Below are 23615 nucleotides of genomic sequence, written 5' to 3'. Positions count from 1 at the left end.
AACGTCACCGACGAGCACACCGTCGCCGACGGCGGCACGGCCGACACCGACGTCGCCGCGCACCCGCTCCCCCACGGTTCCGCCGCGGCGGAGCAGCGCTGATGCGCGTCGGGGTCATCACCTTCCCGGGATCCCTCGACGACCGCGACGCGCAGCGCGCCGTCCGCCTCGCGGGTGCCACACCGGTCGCGCTCTGGCACGGCGACCACGACCTCCAGGGCGTCGACGCGGTCGTGCTCCCCGGCGGCTTCAGCTACGGCGACTACATGCGCGCCGGCGCCATCGCGGCGTTCGCGCCGATCATGCGCGAGGTGGTGGACGCGGCCGAGCGCGGCGTCCCCGTGCTCGGCATCTGCAACGGCTTCCAGATGCTCACCGAGGCGCACCTGCTGCCCGGCGGGCTGATCCGCAACGAGGCCGGGAACTTCGTCTGCCGCGACCAGCGCCTCCGCGTCGAGGCCACCGGCACCGCGTGGACCAGCGCCTTCGCCGAGGGCGAGGAGATCACCATCCCGCTGAAGAACGGCGAGGGCGGCTTCATCGCCGACGCCGACACGCTCGACCGCCTCGAGGGCGAGGGCCGCGTGGCCTTCCGCTACCTCGGCGGCAACCCGAACGGATCCCTCCGCGACATCGCCGGGATCACCAACGCCCGCGGCAACGTCGTCGGCCTCATGCCCCACCCCGAGCACGCCGTCGAGGAGGGCTTCGGACCGGACACCCCGGCCGCCATGCGCTCCGGTGTCGACGGCCTCCGTCTCTTCACGTCCGTCCTCGAAGGAGTCCTCGCGCAGTGAGCGTCCACCCCGATCCCGCATCCGTCCCCACCGAGGCCCCCGCGGGAGAGGGGCAGGGCGCGCGTCGCCACGTCGCCGACACCGTCGCGATGGCCGAGCGCACCCCCGAGAAGGAGCAGCCGTACGCGGCGCTCGGGCTCACGGAGGGCGAGTACCTGAAGATCCGCGAGATCCTCGGCCGCCGCCCCACGAGCGGCGAGCTCGCCATGTACTCGGTCATGTGGAGCGAGCACTGCTCCTACAAGTCCTCGAAGAAGTACCTGCGCCAGTTCGGGCAGAAGGTCAGCGAGTCCATGAAGAAGGACCTCATGGTCGGCATGGGCGAGAACGCCGGCGTCGTCGACGTGGGCGAGGGCTGGGCCGTCACCTTCAAGATCGAGAGCCACAACCACCCCTCCTACATCGAGCCGTTCCAGGGCGCCGCGACCGGTGTCGGCGGCATCGTCCGCGACATCATCTCGATGGGCGCCCGCCCCGTCGCCGTGATGGACGCGCTCCGCTTCGGCGACATCGACGACCCCGACACCGCGCGCGTCGTGCACGGCGTGGTCTCCGGCATCAGCTTCTACGGCAACTGCCTGGGCCTGCCGAACATCGGCGGCGAGACCTACTTCGACCGCGTGTACCAGGGCAACCCGCTCGTCAACGCGCTCGCGGTGGGCGTCCTCCGCCACGAGGACCTCCACCTCGCCAACGCGCGCGGCGTGGGCAACAAGGTCGTGCTGTTCGGCGCCCGCACGGGCGGCGACGGCATCGGCGGCGCCTCCATCCTCGCGAGCGACACCTTCGCCGACGGCGGCCCCACCAAGCGCCCCGCGGTGCAGGTGGGCGACCCGTTCGCCGAGAAGGTGCTCATCGAGTGCTGCCTCGAGCTGTTCCGGGAGGACCTCGTGGAGGGCATCCAGGACCTGGGAGCCGCCGGCATCTCCTGCGCCACGAGCGAGCTCGCCTCGAACGGCGACGGCGGCATGCACATCCGGCTCGAGGAGGTGCTGCTGCGCGACCCGTCGCTCACGGCCGAGGAGATCCTCATGTCGGAGAGCCAGGAGCGCATGATGGCGGTCGTCACGCCGGAGAAGCTCGAGGGCTTCCTCGCGGTCGTCCGCAAGTGGGACGTCGAGACCAGCGTGCTCGGCGAGGTCACCGACACCGGCCGCCTCGTCATCGACCACCACGGCGAGCGCATCGTCGACGTCGAGCCGCGCACGGTCGCGGTCGACGGCCCGGTCTACGACCGCCCCGTCGCCTACCCCACGTGGATCGACGCCCTCCAGGCCGACTCCGCCTCGCGCCTCGCGCGCCCCACCGCGCCCGACGACATCCGCGACCAGTTCCTCCAGCTCCTCGGCAGCCCGAACCTCGCCGACGCGTCGTGGATCACCGACCAGTACGACCGCTACGTCATGGGCAACACGGCCCTGTCGTTCCCCGACGACGCGGGCATGGTGCGCGTCGACGAGGAGAGCGGCCTCGGCTTCTCGGTCGCCACCGACGCGAACGGCCGCTTCTGCCAGCTCGACCCGTACCGCGGCGCGCAGCTCGCCCTCGCGGAGGCGTACCGCAACGTCGCCGCGTCCGGCGCGACGCCCGTCGCCGTGAGCGACTGCCTCAACTTCGGCAGCCCCGAGGACCCCGAGGTCATGTGGCAGTTCAGCCGCACGGTCGAGGGCCTCGCGGACGGCTGCCTGGAGCTCGAGATCCCCGTCACGGGCGGCAACGTGTCCCTCTACAACCAGACGGGCACGCAGGCCATCCACCCCACGCCCGTCGTGGGCGTGCTCGGCGTGATCGACGACGTCGCGCGCCGCATCCCGTCCGGCTGGCAGGACGAGGGCGACAACATCTACCTCCTCGGCGTCACGCGCGAGGAGCTCGACGGATCCGCCTGGGCCGGCACGGTGCACGACCACCTCGGCGGCGTCCCGCCCGTGGTCGACCTCGCGGCGGAGAAGGACCTCGCCTCCCTCATCGCGGCGGGCGCGACCCAGTCGCTCGTCGCCAGCGCGCACGACCTCTCGGACGGCGGCCTCGGCCAGGCGCTCGCGGAGTCCGTGATGCGCTTCGGCGTCGGCGCGCGCGTCTGGCTCGACGGCATCGTCCAGCGCGACGGCGTGGATGCGGCGACCGCCCTCTTCTCCGAGTCCACCGGCCGGATGCTCGTCACGGTCCCCCGCGAGGACGACGTCAAGTTCCAGGGTCTCTGCGAGGGGCGCGGCTACCCCGTGCTCCGCATCGGGGTGACGGACGCGCAGGCGCCCGGCCTCGAGCTGCAGGGCCTGTTCACCCTGTCGGTCGAGGAGCTGCGCGGGATCCACCGCGCCACGCTCCCCGCCCGCTTCGGCACCGCCGTGGAGGCATGAGCATGACCGATCCCGCATCGACCCCCGTCTGGTCGCCGTCCCTCGCCGAGCTCACCGAGCGCGTGCCGCTGCCCGAGGGCGCCGACATCCAGATGGGCCCGGTGCTGTACGACCACGAGGGCACCGAGCTCGAGGGGCTGCTCGCCCGCGACGCGTCGCAGGGCGGCCGACGCCCGGCCGTGCTCGTGATCCACGACTGGTTCGGCGTCGGCGGGCACGTGGCCGCGCGGATCCAGATGCTCGCGCGCCTCGGCTACGTCGCCTTCGCGGCGGACGTGTACGGCCGCGACGTGCGTCCCGGCCCCGAGGACGCGGCGCAGGTCGCCGGGTCCTTCTATGCCGACCTGCCGCTCCTGCGCGCCCGCGTGCAGGCCGGCATCGACCGCCTGGCGGCCGAGCCGGACGTCGACCCCTCGCGCATCGCCGTGATGGGCTACTGCTTCGGCGGCAGCGCATCGCTCGAGGTCGCCCGCGCGGGCGCCGACGTCAAGGCGGCCGTGTCGCTGCACGGCAGCCTCGTCGTGCACGAGCCCGCCGACGTCGCCGAGGTGCAGGCCGCGATCCTCGTGCTCACCGGCGCGGACGACCAGATGGTCCCCGACGCGAAGGTCGCCGCGTTCCAGGACGAGATGCGCACGCGTCCCGCGATCGACTGGCAGGTCGTCACGTACAGCGGCGCCATGCACGCGTTCTCCGTGCCGGGCGTCGACGCGCCCGACCACGGCGCGCAGTACCAGGACCGCGCCGAGCGCCGCTCGTGGCGCGCGCTCACGGACTTCCTCGCCGAGCACCTGAGCTGACGGCGGGCTGGGCGATCCGCATGATCGGCCTGGCGGATCCCTCCGCGCCCGGCCGACACGCCGCCCCCGGGTTGCCATCCCCGCACCCCTCGCGTAGACCTGTGCGTGCAGTTCACGCATCCGCCACACGCCGTTGGGTGCCCTCCGGGGCGCGCACGCGCAGGCTGATCATGCGAGACACGTGCGACCCGAGGAGAACTCCATGATGGCGAGCGGCGGATTCAGCCGACGCGACCTGTTCGACGGTGCCGGATCATCGGATCCGGGCGTCGGGCGCCCCACCCGCGGTTCCGGCACGGCGCTCCTCGAGCGACCGCGTGCGGACGAGACGACCACCACGACCGACGGGCCGGACGGCTCCGCGGAGGCCGACCCCCCTCCGTCTCGTCCGGCGGCAGCGACCCGCGTCGCTCCCGCCCCGCCCCAGCAGGCGACCATCGGCTCCGCCGAGGGCGACCTCGTGCACGTGATGACGTGCAACATTCGCCTGGCCCGCGCCTCCACCGAGCCGGGCGACCCCGACCACTGGGCCGACCGCGAGCCCGTGCTCACCCGCTTCCTCCAGCTCGAGCAGCCCACCGTCCTCGGCGTGCAGGAGGCCCTCTCGGCCCAGCTGCCCGCCATCGCCCGGGCGCTCCCCCACCACCGCATGCTCGGCTACGGCCGCGACGGCGGGTCCGGCGGGGAGTACAGCGCCATCTTCTACGACGAGCGCCGCCTCGACGTGGTCGCGTGGGACCAGTTCTGGCTGTCCGACCTGCCGGAGCTCATCGGATCCCGCTCGTGGGGCTGCTCGACCACGCGCATCGCGACGTGGGCGCGCTTCCGCGACCGCCGCAGCGGCGCCGAGTTCGTGCACCTCAACACGCACCTCGACCACGAGTCCGAGCTGGCGCGCACCAAGAGCGCCGACCTCATCTCCGAGCGGCTGCAGGAGGTCGCCTCCGGTGCCCCCGTCGTCGTGACGGGCGACTTCAACGCGCCGGCCGAGGAGTCGGCGGCGTACGACATCCTCACGCGCGACGCGGGCCTCGCCGACACCTGGACCACGGCCGCGCACCGCGCGACCCCCGGCATCGGCACGTTCACGGCGTACGGCGCTCCGGTGCCCGAGGGCGAGCGCATCGACTGGATCCTCGCGGGCGACGGCGTCGAGGTGGTCGACTCGGCCATCAACCCCTACACGTTCGAGGGTCGCTCCCCCTCGGATCACGCCGCCGTGCAGGCGCTCGTCCGCCTCGCGCGCACCGCCTGATCCGCACGATCCCGGGCCCCGTTGCGTGATGCACGCAACGGGGCCCTCGCGCGCCGTCGATCCGCGGCGCGCCACGCCGCCTCAGGGCCGACGGATACCGCATGCCACAATGGTTTCCGAGCGACCCCGTGATCGCAGCGGCTGACGGGGTCACCGGCTCGCCGCTGCCGCGGACCCCACCACGATCGGATGTCACACCTATGCCCGCACGTCGCATGGCCCGGGGCGCCGTCAGCGCCCTCGCCGCCGTCCTCCTGCTCGCCGGGTGCACCAGCGGGAACCCGCAGCCCACGCCCACCGCGACCGAGGGCGCACCCGAGCCCAGCGCGTCGGCCTCGACCGCGCCGGAGGACCTGGTGCGCATCGTCGTCATGGGCGACTCGAACACGAACGGCTTCGTCGGCACGCTCCCCCAGGGCATCGACCAGGGCATGGCCTACGTCGACTACGTCGTCGGCGACCCGCTGACCTTCGCGGGCGGCTGGGGCAACGACGGCGCGACCAGCACCTTCATGGCGGCGAACACGCCGACCGTGGAGGACGTCGACGTGGCGCTGATCATGATCGGCACCAACAACCGGCTCGCGGGCGTGCCCGACACGCAGCTCGACACCGACATCCTCCAGACGGTCGAGAAGCTCGCGCCGAAGGAGACCGTGATCCTCGGGATCCCGCCGCAGAACGCCTCGCCCGAGACGCCGCCGCAGGTGAACGCGCACCTCGAGGAGTTCGCCGACGCGCAGGGCTTCCACTACTTCGACCCGTGGGTGAACCTCACGAACAAGGACATGAAGTGGCGCTCAGAGTTCTTCCGGGACGGGATCCACACGAACATGACCGGCTACAAGCTCATGGGCGCTGAGGTGCGCAAGTACGTGCGCACCGAGGTCCTCGACGACCCGGCCGCCCAGAAGTAGGGGCATCCCCCCGCCCTCCCGCCGAGTACCCGGCGGATAGGGTCGAAGCGGTGCGTCCGGAGCGTCGCGCCCGCACCAGAGGAGCCCCCGCGTGACCAGCACCGTGACAGTGAAGAGCGAGACCGGTCGGAAGATCGAGTTCCTCGAGGCGGTCCGCGGCGTCGCGTCGTTCATCGTGGTGCTGCAGCACCTGATCGCGGCGGAGTACCCGGCGTTCGAGGACTTCAGCCGCCAGTGGGTGGACGCCGGGCGCGTGGGCGTCGTCGCGTTCTTCCTCGTCAGCGGCTACGTGATCCCCCTGAGCCTGCAGCGCCAGGACACCCGCACGTTCCTCGTGCGCCGCCTGTACCGGCTCTTCCCCCTCTACTGGCTCGTGCTCGGCCTCATGATGCTGTGGGTCGCGACGACGGGCGAGGGCGAGCTCGGCGGGCCGCTGACGATCATGGCCAACGTGCTCATGGTGCAGGGCGCCGTGGGCATCTACACGATCGTGCCGACGGCCTGGACCCTCGGCATCGAGCTGATCTTCTACGGCCAGTCGCTCGTCGCCAAGCTCATCGGCCGGCTCGACCGCAGCGTCGTGATGGGCTACGTCTGGCTCGCCGGCTTCGTCGCCGCCGCGATCGCCGGCCGGGTGCTCGAGCGCGAGCTGCCGTGGACGCTGCCGCTGCTGCTCTACACGGCCTCGCTCGGGCACGCGATCCACCTGCGCGACCGCGACGGATCCACCGCCTGGCGGGGACTCCTCGTCGCCGGCGTCGTGGGGGTGCCGCTGTTCACGTACCTCAACGGCGGGCAGGACGCCACGTGGCCGCCCTTCGACTACTCCGTGTCGTTCCTCCTGGGCCTCGGCCTCTTCTTCGCCTTCTACGCCTCGCGGCGGGCCGCGCACTCGCGGGTGCTCATCTGGCTCGGCGCGATCTCGTACGCCGCGTACCTGCTGCACCCGCTCGCCTACCGCGTGATGCGCGCCGTCGACGTGCCGGAGGGCATCGCGCGCGTGATCGCGGCGATCGCCGTGACCCTCGTCGTCTCCTGGCTCGTGCACCGCTTCGTGGAGGTGCCGTTCATCGGCGTCGCCCGGCGCCTCACCAGCCGCGCGGCGGCGGACAAGGGCCCGCGGCACTAGCCCGGCGCCTGGCGCCCGGCGCCCGGCGCCCGGCGGCCGGCGGCGGAGCGTCAGTGCTCCGTGAAGGCGGGCGCCTGGGCGCGCTGCGTGACCGTGGCCTGGGCGTTCAGCCCGGTGCACCAGCTCGGGTAGACGCGGAAGCCGCGCTTGCCCGGCTTCCTCCTGGACGTGATCCCGAGATCGGCGAGATGCGCGCGTGTGAACCGGAACGCACCGCGCCCGTCCTGGTGCGCCACGAACACGAGCAGGCCGCGGGCGGGATCGTCGTCGCCGAACGGCATCGTCGTGCCGTCCTCGGCACGCCGCCAGAAGGCCGTGAACGCGTCCGACTTGGTCCGCGTGTTCCGTGCCGTGCGGATGTGCCACGCCTCGCCGTCGATCCGGGCGATGCCCGACTCGTACTCCCCGTCCTGGGTCTCCGGGGTCACCTCGCCCGTCACCCTCACCGCGGCCGCGTAGGTCGCGAAGGCGGGGAACGGCACCCGGCCACGCTACCGCCCCGAATGCGTCGCGCGGCCGCGGCGGTCGGAGCCCGCACCCCGCACGACGACGGGCGCCCCTCCCGTGAAGGAGGAGCGCCCGTCGTGGCGTGCGGTGGTGCGGGGTCAGCCGGCCGCGGGGGCGACGATGCCGAGCGGCGCGAGGACGTCGGACATGATCGGCGCGAGGTCCTGCGACTGGCGGGCCGTGAGGTGCGACGTGTCGCCGCGCACGGGGATCCCGTTCACGAACGCCGGGCAGTTGCCCTGGCTGCAGAACCAGCCCTGCGTGTTGATGAACTGCACCGGCGCCCCGACCTCCTCGGCGGCCGCGGCCATGGTGCGCGCGTGGCTGATGAAGGACGGCGACACCTCGGCGCGGCAGTCGTTCGGCGAGCTGGTCGGCGTCTTGCACTCCACGAGCGCGGTCGCCGCCGGCGGACGGGACAGGACGATGACGTTCGCCGCGGCCGTCTTCAGGCTGTTCATGGTGGTGAGCGCGCCGTCCTGCCACTCGCGGTCGGCGGCGCCGCCCACGGCCTTGCTCGACAGGTAGGAGTTGTCGACGGCCTCGCTCATGAGCACCAGCGCGGGCTTCGTGGCGTTCATCTCGCCGAGGGCCCAGTTGCGGAAGTCGGTGCACTCCGTGTACTCGGATCCGTCGGTGTCGATGCTCGTGACGGTGGAGGCGGGGCAGCGGGCCATGGTGAGCACGCGCACCTTCCACTCCTCGCCGAGGCTCGCGCGCAGCATGGGCGCGTAGCTGATCGCGAGGGAGTCGCCGAAGATGACCGCGGTCTTGTCGGCACCGGCGCCCTGGTTCCCGTAGGTGCAGTGCTCGGTGTTCCGGATCGCGTCCTTCTCGTCGGCGAGGTCGCCGCCGAGGCAGCCGTCCTTCGCCCACTCGGGCGCGATGACGTCGCGGCCGAAGTCGCCGAAGGACTCGACGGCGGGATCCAGCGCCGGCCACTCGTCGGCAGCCAGGGCCGCCGTGACCTGCTCGCTCCGGACCTGGAGCGCCTGGCCCGTGGACTCGGTGCCGCCGGGGGGTCCCGCCGTCGGGGAGGTCGCGAGCTGGCTGTCCGTGCCGGGCTCGTCGCGGACGACGGCCACGGCGACGACGCCCACCACGGCGACCGCGACCACGGACAGCGCCGCGACGGTCATCTTCAGCTGCACGGCGGAGGACCGGCGGCCGGCCTTCTTCGGGTCGAGCCAGCTGGAGCGGCGGATCGGGTCCTCGACGAGGTGGAAGGAGGCGATCGCGAGCACGAGCGTCGCGCCGATGGCGGCCGCGTAGTAGACGGTGCGGTCGCGGATCACGGAGTCGAGCAGGATGATCACCGGGAAGTGCCAGAGGTACAGCGAGAACGACAGGCGCCCGATGTAGGTGGTGACCGGGTTCGTGATCGGCACCATGGCCTTCGAGACGCCGCCGATGCCCGAGGCGATGACCAGCGCGGTCGAGAGGACCGGCAGCAGCGCCGACGGCACGGGGAACGCGAGGTCGCCCGCGATGACGAAGAACGAGACGACGATGCCCGCGATGCCGACGTAGCCGAGCACCGGGCGGAGCGCGGCGGGCAGCGTGGCGAGGCGCGCGGCGAAGATCGCCAGCAGCGCGCCGATGCCGAGCTCCCAGGCGCGGGAGAAGGTGGAGAAGTACGCGACCGTCGGGCGGGCCGAGGTCTCGTAGAAGCCCCACGCCAGCGACGCGACGATGAGGACGCCGACGGCGATGCCCATGTAGACGGGCAGGAGGCGGGCGCGCGCGGTGCGGTTCTTCGGGGTGCGGCGGCGCACGAGCGCGATCACGAGGACCATCAGCACGGGCCAGACGAGGTAGAACTGCTCCTCGACCGAGAGCGACCAGTAGTGGCGGAACGGCGAGATCGGCCCGTCGGACGCGAAGTAGTCGGTGCCGGCGCTGGCGAAGTGCCAGTTCGAGACGAACAGGGCGGACCAGACGGCGTCCCAGAGGCTGGCCTGGGCGCGGATCACGTTGAAGACGAGGAACGACACGGCCGTCGTGACGACGAGCACGAGCAGCGCGGCCGGCATGATGCGGCGGACGCGGCGCTTGTAGAAGTCGAGGAACGAGATCGTCTTCGTGCGCTCGTACTCCTTCAGCAGCAGCCCCGTGATGAGGAAGCCGCTGATGACGAAGAAGACGTCGACGCCGACGAAGCCGCCGGAGGGCCAGTCGAAGAGGTGGTCGACGATGACGGCGACCACGGCGAGCGCGCGGAGGCCCTCGACGTCGGGCCGGAACCCGCGGTTCACCGTGGGCGAATCCCCCTCGGATGGCGGGTTCTTGTCACCTGGAGCGGAGCGCAGCTCCGAAGGGTCCGGGAGCGCGGGCGTACCCCGGCGAAATGTCTGCGAGCTCATGGCCCAGGTCCCTACTCACTCGTGTACCGCCGTGCAGCACTGCTGTCTGAGCGACCCTAACAGGGCGTGAGAGGGCCTACCATGCCCCGGACGGGGGCGTTCAAGGCTGCCTGCGGCGCTCATGAGCTGTGTGATGATAGACAGCCGAGGCTGTGGATATCCCACGTATGCGGACACTCCGCGCCTGTCAGTTTTTGGGGAAGGGTTCTACATCATGGCGCTCCGTGACTTCATTCGGATGCTGCGGAGGGGCGCGGTGCTGATCATCCTGACGCTCCTGGTGGGCGTCGGCGCAGCAGCGGCCTTCTCCCTCCTCCAGACTCCCGAGTACGAGGCCTCGACGAAGATGTTCGTCGCGCCGAGCAGCTCCGGCAACGTCCAGGAGCTCCAGCAGGGCAACAACTTCACCCAGCAGGCGGTGAAGAGCTACGCGGACGTCGTCACGACCCGCGCCGTGCTCCAGCCCGTCATCGACCAGTTCGGCCTCGACATCACGTCGCGCGAGCTCGCCGAGTCGGTCCGCGCCTCCGCGCCGCTCGACACGACGATCATCGACATCACGGTCAAGGACCAGAGCCGCCAGGACGCCGCGACGCTCGCGGACGCCATCGGCGCCAGCCTCACCACGGTCGTCGGCACGCTCGTCCCCGAGACCATCGAGGGCACGCCGCAGGTGCAGATCACGCAGCTCGAGCAGGCGGAGATCCCCGAGTCGCCGTCCTCGCCCAACCTGCCCGTCAACATCATCGTCGGCGCGCTCATCGGCCTCCTCATCGGCGTGGGCGTCAGCCTCCTCCGCGAGACGCTCGACAACCGCATCCGCGGGGAGCGCGACGTCGAGCTCGTCACGACGAAGCCCATCCTCGGCGGCATCGCGTACGACCCGAAGGCGACCGAGCGCCCGCTCATCGTCCAGGACGACCCGCGGAGCCCCCGCGCCGAGTCCTTCCGCAGCCTCCGCACGAACCTCCAGTTCCTGGAGTTCGGCGGCCGCTCGCGCAGCTTCGTCATCACCTCCTCCATCCAGGGCGAGGGCAAGTCGACCACCAGCTCGAACCTCGCGCTGGCCCTGGCCGACTCCGGCATCAAGGTCGTCCTCATCGACGCCGACCTCCGCCGCCCGCGCCTCGCGTCCTACATGGGCCTCGAGGGCGCCGTGGGCCTGACCGACATCCTCATCGGCCGCGCCGAGATCGAGGACGTCATCCAGCCCTGGGGCTCGGGCATGCTCTCGATCCTCCCCGCCGGCCAGATCCCGCCGAACCCGTCGGAGCTCCTCGGCTCGCAGGGCATGGCCCGCCTGCTGCAGGACCTCGAGGCGCGCTACGACGTGGTGCTCATCGACGCCCCGCCGCTGCTGCCCGTCACGGACGCCGCGATCCTGTCCAAGAACGCCGGCGGCGCGATCGTCGTCGTCGCCGCGGGCCGCACGCACCGCACCCAGCTGAAAAGCGCCATCGCCAACCTCACCAACGTGGGCGCGGACGTGCTCGGCCTCGTCATCACCATGCTCCCCACCAAGGGCCCGGACGCGTACGGCTACGGCCACTACGGCTACGGGTACGGGTACACGGAGGACGAGGACGGCCAGAAGACCAAGGCGCCCATCGAGAAGATCAAGGCGTAGCTCCCCTCCATGTCGGAACTCCCCCCCACGAGCCGCAGGGCCGCACGCGCGGCCCTCGGCGACGCACCCGCCGAGAGCGTCGACGACGGCTCGTTCCGCGTCCTGTTCGTCTGCTCGGGCAACATCTGCCGCTCGCCCCTCGCCGAGCAGGTGCTCCGGGCGCGGGTCCGCGCGATCTTCGGCGGGCACGCCGCGGAGGCCGACTCGGTCGTGCGCTTCGCGAGCGCCGGCACGATCGCGGCCGAGGGGCAGCGCATGCCGGAGCAGGCGGCCGAGCTGTCCGTCCGCTACGGCGGCGACCCGAGCGAGCACCAGGCGCGGTTCCTCACGCCCGGCATCATCCAGGGCACGGACCTCGTGCTCACGATGGCCCGCGAGCACCGCAGCGCCGTCGTGCGCTCGGTGCCGCGCGCCAACCGCTTCACCTTCACGCTCCGCGAGTTCGCGGCGCTGTTCGAGCACCTCGTCGAGGTGAGCGGGGACGAGAAGCACATCGCGTGCGACGGCGACGTGCCGGCGCAGCTGCGGGCGCTCATCCCGCTCATCGCGGCGCAGCGGGGGGTCACCCTGCCGCCCGCGCACGAGGACGACTACGACGTGGTCGACCCGTACCGCCGCTCGCAGAGCACGTACGACGCCTCGGGGGAGCAGGCCGGACGTGCGATCGAGTCGGTGCTCGAGTCGGTGCGGGCCGTGACCCGCACGGACGCGCCCCGCACCCGGGGCTGACCGCCCACCCGCCACCGCACACGCGAGCGCAACCCGCTCCATCCAGACACCGCCGGCTCCCGATCGGAGCCGCCTGCCCCGGGGGACCAGTGGACACGCAACAGACACGACGCACGGACGAGGCCCAGGAGGGCTCGCGCTGGCGGGTCGTCTACGCCCGGCGGCTCGCGCTGAGCGACGCCGTCGTCATCGTGCTCACGACCTTCGGGGTCCAGTTCCTGTGGTTCGGCACGACCGCCGGCACGGTCGACCTCGGCGGCAACGCGCCGGACGTGGCGGTGACGTACACGATGGTCTCGGTCGTGCTGATCCTCGCGTGGCTGTTCGTGCTGAGCGTCTACAGCACGCGCGACTACCGCATCGTCGGCACCGGCACGCAGGAGTACAAGCAGGTCGCCGACGCGACGCTGCGGCTGTTCGGGATCATCGCGATCGTCGCCTTCCTCGTGAAGATCGACCTGGCGCGCGGCTACATCGTCACCGGCTTGCCGCTCGGCCTCGTGCTGCTGCTCCTGTCGCGCGCGCTCTGGCGCGTGTGGCTCTCCGCCCAGCGCCGCCGCGGCGAGTTCTCGTCGCTGATCCTCCTGGTCGGCTCCCTCGAGAGCGCCACGCACACGGCCACCACCCTCGCCCGCGCCCCCAAGGCCGGCTACCGCGTGGTCGGCGCGTGCCTCACGGGCGACGCGCGGCCGTCGCGCCTGCCGGGCCTCGACGTGCCCGTGGTCGGCGACGCCGACGACGTGCTCGCGCAGCTCGAGCGCCTCGGCGCCGACACCCTCGTGCTCACCTCGAGCGACGAGCTGCCGCCCGAGCGGATCCGCGAGCTCAGCTGGTCGCTCGAGCCCGGCCGCCACCACCTCGTCATGGCGCCCGGCCTCACCGACATCGGCGGCCCGCGCATCCACACCCGCCCGGTGGCCGGCCTCCCCCTCATCCACGTGGAGACGCCGCGCTTCGAGGGCCGGAAGCTGCTCTCCAAGCGCCTGTTCGACATCGTCGTCTCCGGCATCACGCTCGTCGTGCTCAGCCCCGTGTTCCTGATCCTCGCGATCCTCATCAAGGCCACGAGCAAGGGCGACGTCTTCTACAAGCAGGAGCGCATCGGCCTGAACGGCGAGCCGTTCCACATGCTCAAGTTCCGCTCCATGCGCATGAACGCCGACGCGGAGCTCTTCGCGCTGCTCGAGCAGCAGGGCACGGCGGACACCCCGCTGTTCAAGGTCACGGACGACCCGCGCATCACGAAGGTGGGCGGCGTCCTCCGCCGGTACTCGCTCGACGAGCTGCCGCAGTTCCTCAACGTGCTGCTCGGGTCCATGAGCCTCATCGGCCCGCGCCCGCAGCGCGAGGGCGAGGTCGCGCTGTACGACAGCGCCGCCCGCCGCCGCCTGCTCATCAAGCCCGGCATGTCCGGCCTCTGGCAGGTCTCCGGCCGCTCGTCGCTCTCGTGGGAGGACGCCATCCGCCTCGACCTCTACTACGTGGAGAACTGGTCCCTCACGGGCGACATCATCATCCTGGCGCGCACGTTCAAGGCCGTCTTCGGCGCGGACGGGGCCGTCTGATGGGCGGGCTGCTGGTCCAGGAGTGGATCGAGAAGTCCGGCGGATCCGAGAAGGTCTTCGACGCGTTCGCGCACGCCTTCCCCGACGCCGACCTCTTCACGCTCTGGAACGACGACCCGGGCCGCTACGGCGACCGCCCGGTGCGCGAGAGCTGGATCGCCCGCACGCCGCTGCGCCGGAAGAAGCCCCTCGCGCTGCCGTTCATGCCCCTCACCTGGAGCTCGCTCGACCTCGACGCCTACGAGTGGACGCTCTCGAGCTCGCACCTGTTCGCGCACCACCTCGGCCACGGCGACCACGCGACCCGGCAGCACGTCTACGTGCACAGCCCCGCGCGCTACCTCTGGACCCCGGACCTCGACCAGCGGGGCGCCAACCCGCTCGTGAAGGCCGCCGCTCCCCCGCTCCGCGCGCTCGACCGCCGGCGCGCGCAGGCGTCGCACGCCGACTTCGCGGCCAACAGCGCGTTCGTGCAGGCGCGCATCCGCACCGCGTGGGACGTCGACGCGCGCGTGATCCACCCGCCCGTCGACGCGACCGCGATCCGCGCGACCGCCTCCTGGGAGGACGCCCTCACCGGATCCGACGCCGCCCTGGCCGCGTCGCTGCCGGAGTCGTTCCTCCTCGGCGCCAGCCGCTTCGTGCCGTACAAGCGCCTCGACCTCGCGATCCGCGCGGGCGAGGCGGCCGACGTGCCCGTCGTGCTCGCCGGATCCGGCCCGCTCGCCGACGAGCTGCAGGCGCAGGCCCGGGCCGCCCGCGTGCCCGTGACCGTGATCCCCCGCCCGTCGGACGCGCTCCTCTACACGCTCTACCAGCGCTCGCTCGCCTACGTGTTCCCCGCGGTCGAGGACTTCGGGATCATGCCCGTCGAGGCCATGGCCGCGGGCGCCCGCGTGCTCGTGAGCGACGTGGGCGGCGCGACCGAGAGCGTCGTCGACGGCGTGACGGGCGTGCACGTGCACGACTGGGAGGGCGCCGACCTCGGCGACGCCGTGGCGCGCGCCGCCGCGCTCGACCCCGCCGACAGCGTCCGCCGCTCCGCCGACTTCGACGCGTCCGTCTTCGAGCGCCGCGTCGGCTCCTGGGTCCGCCACGACGGATCCCGTCTCGACGAGGCGGCCGCCTGATGCGCCGGCTCGTCGTCAACGAGGCCTACGCGGGGCAGCGGATCACCGGGCAGCAGCGCTACGCCGTGGAGATCGCCCGCGCGCTCGCGGGCAAGCAGGGCGTCACGCGCGCTACGCCCTCGGAGCGCATCGCGTCGTCCGGGGCCCGCAGCTGGCTCTGGGTGCAGACGACCCTGCCGTGGATCACGCGCCAGGACGTGCTCCTGTCGCTCACCAGCCGCGCGCCGCTCGTGCACCGCCGCCACATCGTCGTCGTCCACGACCTCTTCGTGCTCACCAACCCCGAGTGGTACAGCCGCGAGTACGTGGTGACCCACGTGCCGCTGCTCAAGGCGAACCTGCGCGACGCGCGCGTCATCGTCACCGTGAGCGAGCCCGTCGCCGAGCAGGTGCGCGAGCTCGGGCTCTCGAGCGCGCCCGTCGTCGTGGCGCCCAACGCGCCGAGCCCCGTGTTCGGCGAGCCGCGCGGCGCCGAGGAGCGGGCCCGGGTGCTCGACAAGTTCGGCGTCATCGACGGCGGGTACCTGCTCGCGGTCGGCAGCATGGATCCGCGCAAGAACCTCAAGCGCCTCTCCGAGGCCTACCTCGCGCTGCCCGCGGAGACGCGCGCCGCCGCGCCGCTCGTGCTCGTGGGCGCGAAGAGCGCCGTGTTCGGCGATGTCGACCTGGCCGAGTCGGACGACATCAAGCTCGCCGGCTACGTGACCGACGACGAGCTCGCCGTGCTGTACGCCGCCTCCCGTGGCGTGGTGTTCCCGAGCCTCGCGGAGGGCTTCGGCCTGCCGCTCGTCGAGGCGATGGTCGCGGGCGCCCGCCTCGCCGTCTCCGACATCCCCGTCTTCCACTGGATCTGCGGCGACGACGCGACGTACTTCTCCCCCGCCGACACCGCCGCCATCACGGCCGCGCTCGCCGGGCTCGCCGCGGCCGAGCCGCTCGGCGAGGAGGAGGCCGCGCGCATCCGCCGCGCCGTCAGCTCGCGCTTCGACTGGCGCACCAGCGCGCGCACCGTGCACGACGCCTACCAGAGCATCGGGACGCGATGATCCGTCGTCTCGGGCTGCTGCTCCCCACGGGCGCGGCGGGGCTCACGCGCGTGCTCCAGCTGGTGCTGCTCGTGGTCCTCACGCGCGTGGCGGAGGGCTCGGCGCAGAACGCGCTGGTCACCGGCTTCGCGCTGCTCAGCTCGTTCGCGATCATCACCGACTCGGGCGCCGCCAACTTCCTGCTGTCGCTGCCGCGCACGCGCCTCACCCGGAGCGTGCACGCGCGCGCCGTCGCCTTCCACGCGGGCCTCGGCTCGCTGGGCGCGGCCGTCGCGGTGGTGCTCACGATCGCGGCCGCCTCGTCGATCCCCGGCGAGGCCGTGCTGCTGCTCGTGGCGCTCGGCGTCAGCCAGGTGCTCGACTCGCTCACCCGCACGATCCGCGCGCCCCTGCTGGTGGGCCGCCGCGACGCCTCCTACGCCTTCCCCGACCTCGCGCTCGTCGTGCTGAAGGCCGTGCCGCTCGCGATCGCCGCGCTCGTGCCCGAGGCCCTCGTGCTGCTGGCCTTCCCCGTCGTCTCGCTCGTCGTCACCGCGGGCACGTGGATCGCCGTCCGCCGCGGCCTCGCGACGACGAGCGACGAGCCCGTGCGCGTGTTCCCGCAGATCCTCGAGTTCGGCCTCTCCGGATCCCTCAGCGCGCTCTACTCGCAGGCGCCCCTCGTGCTCGGCACCGCGATCCTCGGGGTCGACGCCGTCACGCCGCTCGCCCTCGCCTACCGCGTGGTGCAGCCGCTCGAGGTCCTGCCCGCCACGCTCTCGCAGCAGCTGATCCCCCGCATCCGCGCCGCCGGCCGGCCCGCCCGCGCCTACTGGTGGCGGTTCGCGCTCGGCGGCCTGGTGCTCGCCGGCATCCTCGCGCTGATCCGCGAGCCCGTCGAGCGGGTCTTCGGCGGGGACGCCTTCGACCAGGCGATCTTCCTCGTGGTCCTCCTCTCGGTCGCGCCGAAGTTCGGCAACTACGCGCTCATGGCGTACGCGATGGGCTCCGGCCTCATCCGCGTGCGGCTCACCGCGACCGTCGTCACGGGCGTCGTCGCCGTGGCCCTCACGCTCGTCGCCTGCCTCACGGCCGGCCCCGCCCTCCTCGCCGGCGTCACCCTCGCCGCCGAGCTCGTCCTGAGCGCCGCCATCGCCGTGCTCCTCATCCGCACCCGCAGGAAGGAGGACGCATGAGGATCCTCATCGTCTCCGCCGACCGCACGCTCGCGTCCGGCCACCCGCAGAACCTCGGCGACGCCTTCCTCACCGACGCGCTCTCGGAGCGCCTCCGCCGGGCCGGCCACGAGACCCTGGTCGCCGACTTCGGGCAGACCGCCCGACGCGACTCCACCGAGGAGCGCGCCCGCGTCTCCGGCGTCCGCGCCCTCGCGGGCCTCGTGCGCGGGGTCGACGCGGTCGTCGTCGGCGGCGGCACGCTCCTCGCCGACGACCAGCCCGGCCGGCCGTTCGCGGGCCTCCCCCGCCTCATGGCGGTCACGGGCCTCATCGCCCGCACCAGCCGGAAGCCGCTCGCGGTGTTCGGCGTGGGCGCGGATCCCGTCACCCGCCGCCGCGCGCGCCTCGCCCTCCGCGCGGGCCTCGACGGCGCCCGCGTCTGGACCCGCGACCCCGCGTCCGCCGGCCGCGCCGCCGGGTACGCGAAGCTCCCCGTGGAGGTCGCCGCCGACGTCAGCCTCTTCGCCGCCCCCGAGCTCGCGACCATGGCCGCGCCCGCCGACCGCCGCCGCGGCGCCGTCGTCGCGCTCAACGCGAAGCACTCCCCGCAGGTCGCGCTCGCGGACGTCCGGGCGCTCGAGGAGCGCTTCGGCGAGGTCGCCTTCGTGTCGATGGACCAGGGCGACGACTCCGACGCGGGCGCGCTGCACCCCGAGGTCCGCGCGCGCCTGGTCACCGAGCCCGGCGACCACGGCTGGCGCCGCGCGGCCGAGATCATGGCCGACCGCGAGGTCGTCGTCGCCTCTCGCATGCACGCGATGTACCTCGGTACGATGCTGACGACGCCCGTGGTGGCCGTCGGCGGGGCCACCAAGGTCGGGGCGTTCGTGACCGAGTACGGCATCCCGTCGGAGCCCGCCTTCGACGCGGCCGTCCGCACCGCCATCGCAGGGCCGGCCGACGCCGGCACCGCATCCACCACGGCGACGGCTCTCGTCGCAGCCACCGCCCGCCTGGACGCGGCATTCGAGGAGATGACTTCATGGGTCCGACGTACCGCCTAGCCACCCCGGCGGTCTTCGCGGCCGCCGTGGCCCTCACCATCCTCGCCGCGCTCGGCGGCGTGGCCCTGCTCGGCAACGAGCTGTCCTACCCCTTCATGATCGCGGTGCTCGCGGTCCTGCTCGTGGGCGTGCTCGTGAAGGAGACCGTCTCCAACGGCGACCCGCTGACGCCCGGCGGCATCGTCGCCGCCACGGGCCTCCTGCTGTTCGTGCTCCGCCCGCTCACCGTCGCGAACAGCGGCGAGACGAGCCCGGGCGCCATCGCCGACACCCGCTTCTTCTCCCCCACGCTGCAGCTCGCGGCGAGCTCGGCGCTCATCGAGGCGCTGATCTTCTTCTCGGCGTTCTTCGTCGTCTACTACTACTCGGTGGCCCGCGAGGCCCGGCGCATCGCGCGCGGCGGCGAGGACGCGAAGGCCCTCGAGCAGAACGCCCTCGCCGGCGGCCCCGCGGTCGTCGACCCCGACGCCCAGGTGCGCTGGCAGCGCGTCTTCAACACCTCGGTGTCGCAGGCGCTCGTGGTCATCTCGGCCGTCGTCGCGCTCGGCCTCCTCGTGTTCCTCGTGCTCAGCTCCGGCGGCATCCAGGCGTACACGACGGGGCTCGCGAACCGGAGCGACTTCCTCTCCGGCAAGTCGTTCATCGGCCTCTCGTACATCCCCGTGCAGATCGCCATCGTCTACAACGTGCTCGCGCGCCGGCAGAAGGGCCTCGAGGCCTGGAACTGGGTCAACCTGGTCGCCGTCGTCGTGCTCGTGGTCTGCGCCGGTTCCGCCGGCGGCCGCGGCCCGCTCATCATCGGCGTGTTCCTGCCGTTCCTCATCCTCAAGCAGGTCGGCCCGAAGCCCTTCCGCTTCCGCAGCATCGCCCTCATCGGCGGCGTCACGGCCGTGGTCGCGATGGTCTACTCGATCGTCATCCGCGAGTCGACCTTCGACAACGGCCGCTCGCTCGACCGCCTCACGCAGGACCCGATCGGCGTGCTCCTCGACCGCCTCACCAGCGGCATCGAGACCCGCCCGTTCGACGTGCTCATCCGCCTCAACGAGGTCGCGTCGCTGCCCGACTTCGTGTACCAGTGGGGTGCCACGTACGCCGCGGTGCCCGCCTGGTTCGTCCCCCGCGGGCTCTGGGAGGACAAGCCGTTCGGCGGCGGCAACACGTGGTTCACGTCCACGTACGTGCCCCGGTTCTACGGCGTCAACCGCGTCGAGACCAGCCTCTCGGCCATCGGCGAGGCCTTCTCGAACTTCGGCATCCCCGGGGTCGTCGCCGTCGGCGCGCTCCTCGGCCTGGTCGCGAGCCTGTTCATCCGGGCACGGATGCGCCGCCGCGGGCTCCTCGGCGCCGCCATCGCGGTGGTCGTGACCCCGTACCTCTTCTCCCTCATCCGCGGCGACGCGTACCAGGGCATGTCGACGAGCATCGCGTCGCTCGTGATCCTCGTGGTGTTCTTCTGGATCGCCTCCACCCGCAAGCAGGTCACCGGCCCGCTCAGCGCGCCCGAGCCCCTGCCCGACGAGACCGCGACCGCGGCCGTGCGCGAGCGGGCGCTCGTCGGCGCGGGCCCGGACGCCGGCACGGCCGACGAGGCACGCCCCGCGATCGGCAACGGCCGGGCGTTCCCGGCCGGACGACCGGCCGTGACCTGGACCCCCGAGCGGTGACCCGCATCGACGACATGTTCCCCCCGTCCGACGGCGCGGACGACGGCCGCGGCCGCCGCACCGACCGCACCGACCGCGAGGCCGCGCGCCCGCGCCGCTCCGCCTGGCGGCGCAAGCGCGTCTGGATCCCCGTCGTCGTGGTGGTCGTCGCCGTCGGCGCCGTCGCCGTCTCGGCCGCGCTGATCCTCCCCCGCGTCGACACCGTGCAGGGCGAGCTGCGCGACGCGCTCCCGCTCTCCGACCGGGTGCAGACCGCCCTCCTCGCCGGCGACGTCGACACCGCGAAGGCCGGCGCCGCCGAGCTCCGCGAGCACACCGCCCGGGCCGCCGAGGCCGCCGACGACGGCGTGCTCGGCGCCTACGAGTGGGTCCCCTTCGTGGGCCCGAACCTCCACGCCGCGCGCGTGCTGGCCGCCACGAGCGACCGGCTCGCGACCGACGTCGTCACGCCCGCCACCGAGGTCTCGCTCTCCGCCTTCACGCCCGTGCTCGGCCGCATCGACCTCGACGGGATCCGCTCCCTCGGCCAGACCGTGCAGACCGCCTCCGACGGCCTCGCGGGCGCCCGCGCCGAGCTCGAGACCGTCGACCGCGACCGCCTCTGGGCGCAGGTCGCCGACGACGTCGAGCTGATGGACGAGACGCTCACGAGCACGGACGCGACCGCGGCCACCTTCCGCGAGGTCACCGGGATCCTCCCCGACCTCCTCGGCGCCGGCGGCTCGCGCAACTACCTGCTCATGTTCCAGAACAACGCCGAGGTCCGCTCCACCGGCGGCAACCCGGCCGCGCTCGTGCTGCTGACCGTCGAGGACGGCAGCGTGCGGATCGCCAAGCAGGCATCGAGCAACGACTTCCCGCGGAACGTCCGCCAGGGCGACATCCCCGACGAGACCGTGCGCCTCGTCGAGCCGCGCGCCGACCGGTTCGAGCAGAACATCACGATGTTCCCCGACTTCCCCACCTCCGGCGCCCTCGCGAAGGCGTACTGGGAGCGCTACATCGGCGACCGGGTCGACGGCGTGCTCTCGTTCGACCCCATCGCGCTCAGCTACCTGCTGGAGGCGACCGGGCCGATCGAGCTGGCGACGGGCGACGAGCTGAACGCCGAGAACGCGGTGCCCACCCTCCTCGGCGCGGTCTACGGCCAGTACCCCGACTACCTCGCGCAGGACCGCTACTTCGCGAGCGCGGCCAGCACGATCTTCGCGAAGCTCGTCACCGACACCCCGCCGGTCGTGCCGCTGGTCACCGCCATCGACCGAGCGATCGACGAGCGCCGCCTCCTCATGTGGAGCACGGTGCCCGCGGAGCAGGACCTCATCGAGGACGGGCCGCTGAGCGGCGCGCTGCCGGACGACAACGCCGACGCGACCTCCATCGGCCTGTTCTTCAACGACATCGGCTCGGGATCCAAGATGAGCTACTACCTGCGCTCCGGCTCCCGGATCGAGGTCGAGACCTGCGGCGGCACCACCACGTACCGGGTCGCCGTCGACATGACGAGCATCGCCCCGCTCGACGCCGCCACGAGCCTGCCGCGCTACGTCACGGGCCTCGACGGCCAGGCGAAGGGCCGCCAGTTCGACGACCTGCTCGTCTACGGGCCCGTCGGGTCCACCGTCACGGACTGGTCGACCGGGGCCGACCTCACCACGGAGGAGGCGCGCGGCACCGACATGGGCCGCGGCATGATCCGCATCCGCACCGAGCTCGCCCCGCAGGACACGAAGACCGTCGAGGTCACCTTCACGATGCCCGCGTCCGACGACGCCGGCCCGCTCGAGGTGCGGCACACGCCCCTCGTCCGGCCGCTGGAGTCCGAGATCACGCAGGTCCCCTGCACCACGGGCGGCTGACCCGCCGCCGCACCCGCACGGCGGAGCACCGCCCCGGATGGGGGCTTAGCAGCCGCCGCCGGCCCCGCATAGGCTCGACGAGCCGCCGGGGGACGCACCCGCCCCCGCATGCCCGCACGCCGCCCCCGCGGATCCTCCAGGCCGAGAGCACACGTTGACACCCAGCACCGCCACCACACCACCCCGCCGGTCGGGTCGCGCACGTCGATGGATCCTGCGCACCCTCCTGGCCCTGTTCGTGCTGCTGCTCGCGTGGCTGCTCGCCGGGCTCCCGCTCTTCGTCTTCCCGCCGGCGAGCCAGCCGGACAAGGCCGACGTCATCTACGTGATCGGCCCGCCCAACCCCACCCGCCGCGACCTCGCGGCGAAGCTCGTGGACGAGGGCTACTCCGACACCGTCGTGTTCTCCGTGCCGACCACGGGCCCGCAGTCCGCGGGTGAGCTGGCCGCCTGCAACGGCGAGTTCCCCTACCCCGTCACGTGCGACACCCCGTCGCCCTTCACGACGCAGGGCGAGGCGCGCTACCTCAAGGAGAAGTCCGAGGAGAACGGGTGGACGAGCGCCATCGTCATCACCTGGACCCCGCACGTGACCCGCACGCAGCTGATCTTCGACCGCTGCTTCGAGGGCGACCTCATGGTGGTCGAGGACCCGGTGGACTTCGACCTCCGCCAGTGGGTCTCGCAGTACACGTACCAGTCGGGCGCCTTCCTCAAGGCGCTCGTCACGCCCGGCTGCTGACCGGATCCTCGCGTCGCGGCCCGCGCGATCAGGCGGGCGGGGTTGAATGGACGGCATGACCCTCGCGATCGGCCCGACGACCGGCGACGACCTCCACCTCATCTCCCTCAACGTGCGCATGCCGTGGCACGGCACCCGCCCCGGCGAGGCCGACCACTGGCCGGAGCGCCAGGAGGTGCTCACCCGCTTCCTCCAGCAGGAGCGCCCCACGGTGCTCGGCGTGCAGGAGGCGCTGTGGCCGCAGGTCCAGGCCATCGAGAAGGCGCTCCCGCCCTCGTACCGCATGGTCGGGCAGGGTCGCGAGGGCGGCAGCCACGGCGAGCACGGCGCGATCTTCTACCAGGCCTCCCGCCTCACCCTCCTCGAGCACGACGTGATGTGGCTCTCGGACACCCCGGACGTGATCGGCAGCATGACGTGGGGCAACCCCATGCCGCGGATCCTCACCTGGGCCCGCTTCCAGGACGAGGCCACCGGGCACCCGCTCGTCGTGCTCGTGACGCACCTCGACCACGACGTCGCGGAGGCCCGCGACCGCGCCGCGGAGGCCATCGCCGAGCTCGTCCGCACGCGCTTCGCGGGGATGCCGCTCGTGCTCATGGGCGACTTCAACGCGCCCGTCGACTCGTTCCCCTACGACGTGCTCACCCGCCGGGCGGGCCTCCGCGACTCCTGGCTCGACACCGCCCGCCAGGCCAGCCCCGCGTTCGGCACGTTCCCCGACTACCGGCCGCCGGTGGTCGACGGCCCGCGCATCGACTGGATCCTCGTGGGCGACCGCGTGGACGTGCGCGCCGCCGCGGTCAACGACTTCTCCTGGCGCGGCCGCATGATGAGCGACCACCTGCCCGTGCAGGCGCTCGTGCGGCTGAGCTGACGCCGTCCGTCACGCGTCCGGCGC

General features: G+C 72.7%; 19 protein-coding genes. 17 read left to right on the top strand and 2 right to left on the bottom strand.

Annotation, left to right across the window (positions count from 1 at the left end):
- Positions 1–101 precede the first annotated feature (101 nt).
- From purQ to H9X71_RS03265, 6 genes are all read left to right on the top strand, one after another.
- A complete protein-coding gene (gene purQ / locus H9X71_RS03290) occupies positions 102–797 on the top strand; it encodes a phosphoribosylformylglycinamidine synthase subunit PurQ (RefSeq protein WP_086514052.1) in 696 nt (231 codons plus the stop codon).
- Positions 794–3157, top strand: coding sequence for a phosphoribosylformylglycinamidine synthase subunit PurL (gene purL / locus H9X71_RS03285; RefSeq protein ID WP_191148310.1), 2364 nt, complete (start codon positions 794–796; stop codon positions 3155–3157). The genes purQ and purL overlap by 4 nt, the downstream gene beginning before the upstream one ends.
- A 2-nt stretch (positions 3158–3159) precedes the next feature.
- Positions 3160–3957, top strand: coding sequence for a dienelactone hydrolase family protein (locus tag H9X71_RS03280; RefSeq protein ID WP_244961749.1), 798 nt, complete (start codon positions 3160–3162; stop codon positions 3955–3957).
- Positions 3958–4159: 202 nt separating this feature from the next.
- A complete protein-coding gene (locus H9X71_RS03275; protein ID WP_191148308.1) occupies positions 4160–5212 on the top strand; it encodes an endonuclease/exonuclease/phosphatase family protein in 1053 nt (350 codons plus the stop codon).
- 200 nt (positions 5213–5412) lie between these two features.
- Positions 5413–6129, top strand: a complete 717-nt coding sequence (locus H9X71_RS03270) for an SGNH/GDSL hydrolase family protein (protein WP_191148307.1) — start codon at positions 5413–5415, stop codon at positions 6127–6129.
- Positions 6130–6220: 91 nt separating this feature from the next.
- The gene (locus H9X71_RS03265; RefSeq protein ID WP_191148306.1) at positions 6221–7258 is read left to right on the top strand and encodes an acyltransferase family protein; all 1038 of its coding nucleotides are present in this window, start codon (positions 6221–6223) and stop codon (positions 7256–7258) included.
- A 50-nt stretch (positions 7259–7308) separates the two neighbouring features.
- Here H9X71_RS03265 and H9X71_RS03260 read toward each other — a convergent pair whose 3' ends face one another.
- Positions 7309–7740: a MepB family protein gene (locus H9X71_RS03260; protein WP_191148305.1), complete on the bottom strand. Its 432-nt coding sequence runs from the start codon at positions 7738–7740 to the stop codon at positions 7309–7311.
- A gap of 123 nt (positions 7741–7863) precedes the next feature.
- Entirely contained in the window at positions 7864–10020 is a 2157-nt protein-coding gene (locus H9X71_RS03255; protein WP_244961748.1) for an acyltransferase family protein, read from the bottom strand.
- 322 nt (positions 10021–10342) lie between these two features.
- On the opposite strand from H9X71_RS03255, the gene H9X71_RS03250 reads away from it, so the two are divergent.
- From H9X71_RS03250 to H9X71_RS03200, 11 genes are all read left to right on the top strand, one after another.
- The gene (locus H9X71_RS03250) at positions 10343–11755 is read left to right on the top strand and encodes a tyrosine-protein kinase domain-containing protein (protein WP_043674145.1); all 1413 of its coding nucleotides are present in this window, start codon (positions 10343–10345) and stop codon (positions 11753–11755) included.
- Positions 11756–11764: 9 nt separating this feature from the next.
- Complete coding sequence (locus H9X71_RS03245; protein WP_191148303.1) at positions 11765–12484, top strand: arsenate reductase/protein-tyrosine-phosphatase family protein; 720 nt, start codon at positions 11765–11767, stop codon at positions 12482–12484.
- 89 nt (positions 12485–12573) lie between these two features.
- Complete coding sequence (locus H9X71_RS03240) at positions 12574–14049, top strand: sugar transferase (protein WP_191148302.1); 1476 nt, start codon at positions 12574–12576, stop codon at positions 14047–14049.
- Positions 14049–15179, top strand: coding sequence for a glycosyltransferase (locus tag H9X71_RS03235; RefSeq protein ID WP_191148301.1), 1131 nt, complete (start codon positions 14049–14051; stop codon positions 15177–15179). The genes H9X71_RS03240 and H9X71_RS03235 overlap by 1 nt, the downstream gene beginning before the upstream one ends.
- Positions 15179–16225: a glycosyltransferase family 4 protein gene (locus H9X71_RS03230; RefSeq protein WP_244961746.1), complete on the top strand. Its 1047-nt coding sequence runs from the start codon at positions 15179–15181 to the stop codon at positions 16223–16225. Before H9X71_RS03235 ends, H9X71_RS03230 begins: the two co-directional genes overlap by 1 nt.
- Positions 16222–17400, top strand: coding sequence for a polysaccharide transporter (locus H9X71_RS03225; protein WP_191148300.1), 1179 nt, complete (start codon positions 16222–16224; stop codon positions 17398–17400). Before H9X71_RS03230 ends, H9X71_RS03225 begins: the two co-directional genes overlap by 4 nt.
- A complete protein-coding gene (locus H9X71_RS03220) occupies positions 17397–18446 on the top strand; it encodes a polysaccharide pyruvyl transferase family protein (protein ID WP_191148299.1) in 1050 nt (349 codons plus the stop codon). Before H9X71_RS03225 ends, H9X71_RS03220 begins: the two co-directional genes overlap by 4 nt.
- Before the next feature lie 26 nt (positions 18447–18472).
- Complete coding sequence (locus H9X71_RS03215) at positions 18473–20113, top strand: O-antigen polymerase (RefSeq protein WP_244961744.1); 1641 nt, start codon at positions 18473–18475, stop codon at positions 20111–20113.
- Complete coding sequence (locus tag H9X71_RS03210) at positions 20110–21972, top strand: DUF4012 domain-containing protein (protein WP_191148297.1); 1863 nt, start codon at positions 20110–20112, stop codon at positions 21970–21972. The genes H9X71_RS03215 and H9X71_RS03210 overlap by 4 nt, the downstream gene beginning before the upstream one ends.
- A 154-nt stretch (positions 21973–22126) precedes the next feature.
- Positions 22127–22714 (top strand): YdcF family protein, encoded by a 588-nt coding sequence (locus H9X71_RS03205; RefSeq protein WP_191148296.1) that lies wholly within the window; start codon positions 22127–22129, stop codon positions 22712–22714.
- A gap of 55 nt (positions 22715–22769) precedes the next feature.
- Complete coding sequence (locus H9X71_RS03200; protein WP_244961742.1) at positions 22770–23591, top strand: endonuclease/exonuclease/phosphatase family protein; 822 nt, start codon at positions 22770–22772, stop codon at positions 23589–23591.
- Positions 23592–23615: the final 24 nt, after the last annotated feature.

Source organism: Clavibacter zhangzhiyongii (assembly GCF_014775655.1).
GTDB classification, from domain to species: Bacteria; Actinomycetota; Actinomycetes; order Actinomycetales; family Microbacteriaceae; genus Clavibacter; species Clavibacter zhangzhiyongii.
This window is presented reverse-complemented; position numbering and strand designations above follow the sequence as displayed.

Excerpts from the sequence above, each read along its gene's own strand:
- purQ (WP_086514052.1), top strand. The coding sequence starts at position 102 with ATGCGCGTCGGGGTCATCACCTTCCCGGGATCCCTCGACGACCGCGAC.
- H9X71_RS03280 (WP_244961749.1), top strand. The coding sequence starts at position 3,160 with ATGACCGATCCCGCATCGACCCCCGTCTGGTCGCCGTCCCTCGCCGAG.
- H9X71_RS03275 (WP_191148308.1), top strand. The coding sequence starts at position 4,160 with ATGATGGCGAGCGGCGGATTCAGCCGACGCGACCTGTTCGACGGTGCC.
- H9X71_RS03270 (WP_191148307.1), top strand. The coding sequence starts at position 5,413 with ATGCCCGCACGTCGCATGGCCCGGGGCGCCGTCAGCGCCCTCGCCGCC.
- H9X71_RS03250 (WP_043674145.1), top strand. The coding sequence starts at position 10,343 with ATGGCGCTCCGTGACTTCATTCGGATGCTGCGGAGGGGCGCGGTGCTG.
- H9X71_RS03245 (WP_191148303.1), top strand. The coding sequence starts at position 11,765 with ATGTCGGAACTCCCCCCCACGAGCCGCAGGGCCGCACGCGCGGCCCTC.
- H9X71_RS03235 (WP_191148301.1), top strand. The coding sequence starts at position 14,049 with ATGGGCGGGCTGCTGGTCCAGGAGTGGATCGAGAAGTCCGGCGGATCC.
- H9X71_RS03230 (WP_244961746.1), top strand. The coding sequence starts at position 15,179 with ATGCGCCGGCTCGTCGTCAACGAGGCCTACGCGGGGCAGCGGATCACC.
- H9X71_RS03225 (WP_191148300.1), top strand. The coding sequence starts at position 16,222 with ATGATCCGTCGTCTCGGGCTGCTGCTCCCCACGGGCGCGGCGGGGCTC.
- H9X71_RS03220 (WP_191148299.1), top strand. The coding sequence starts at position 17,397 with ATGAGGATCCTCATCGTCTCCGCCGACCGCACGCTCGCGTCCGGCCAC.
- H9X71_RS03200 (WP_244961742.1), top strand. The coding sequence starts at position 22,770 with ATGACCCTCGCGATCGGCCCGACGACCGGCGACGACCTCCACCTCATC.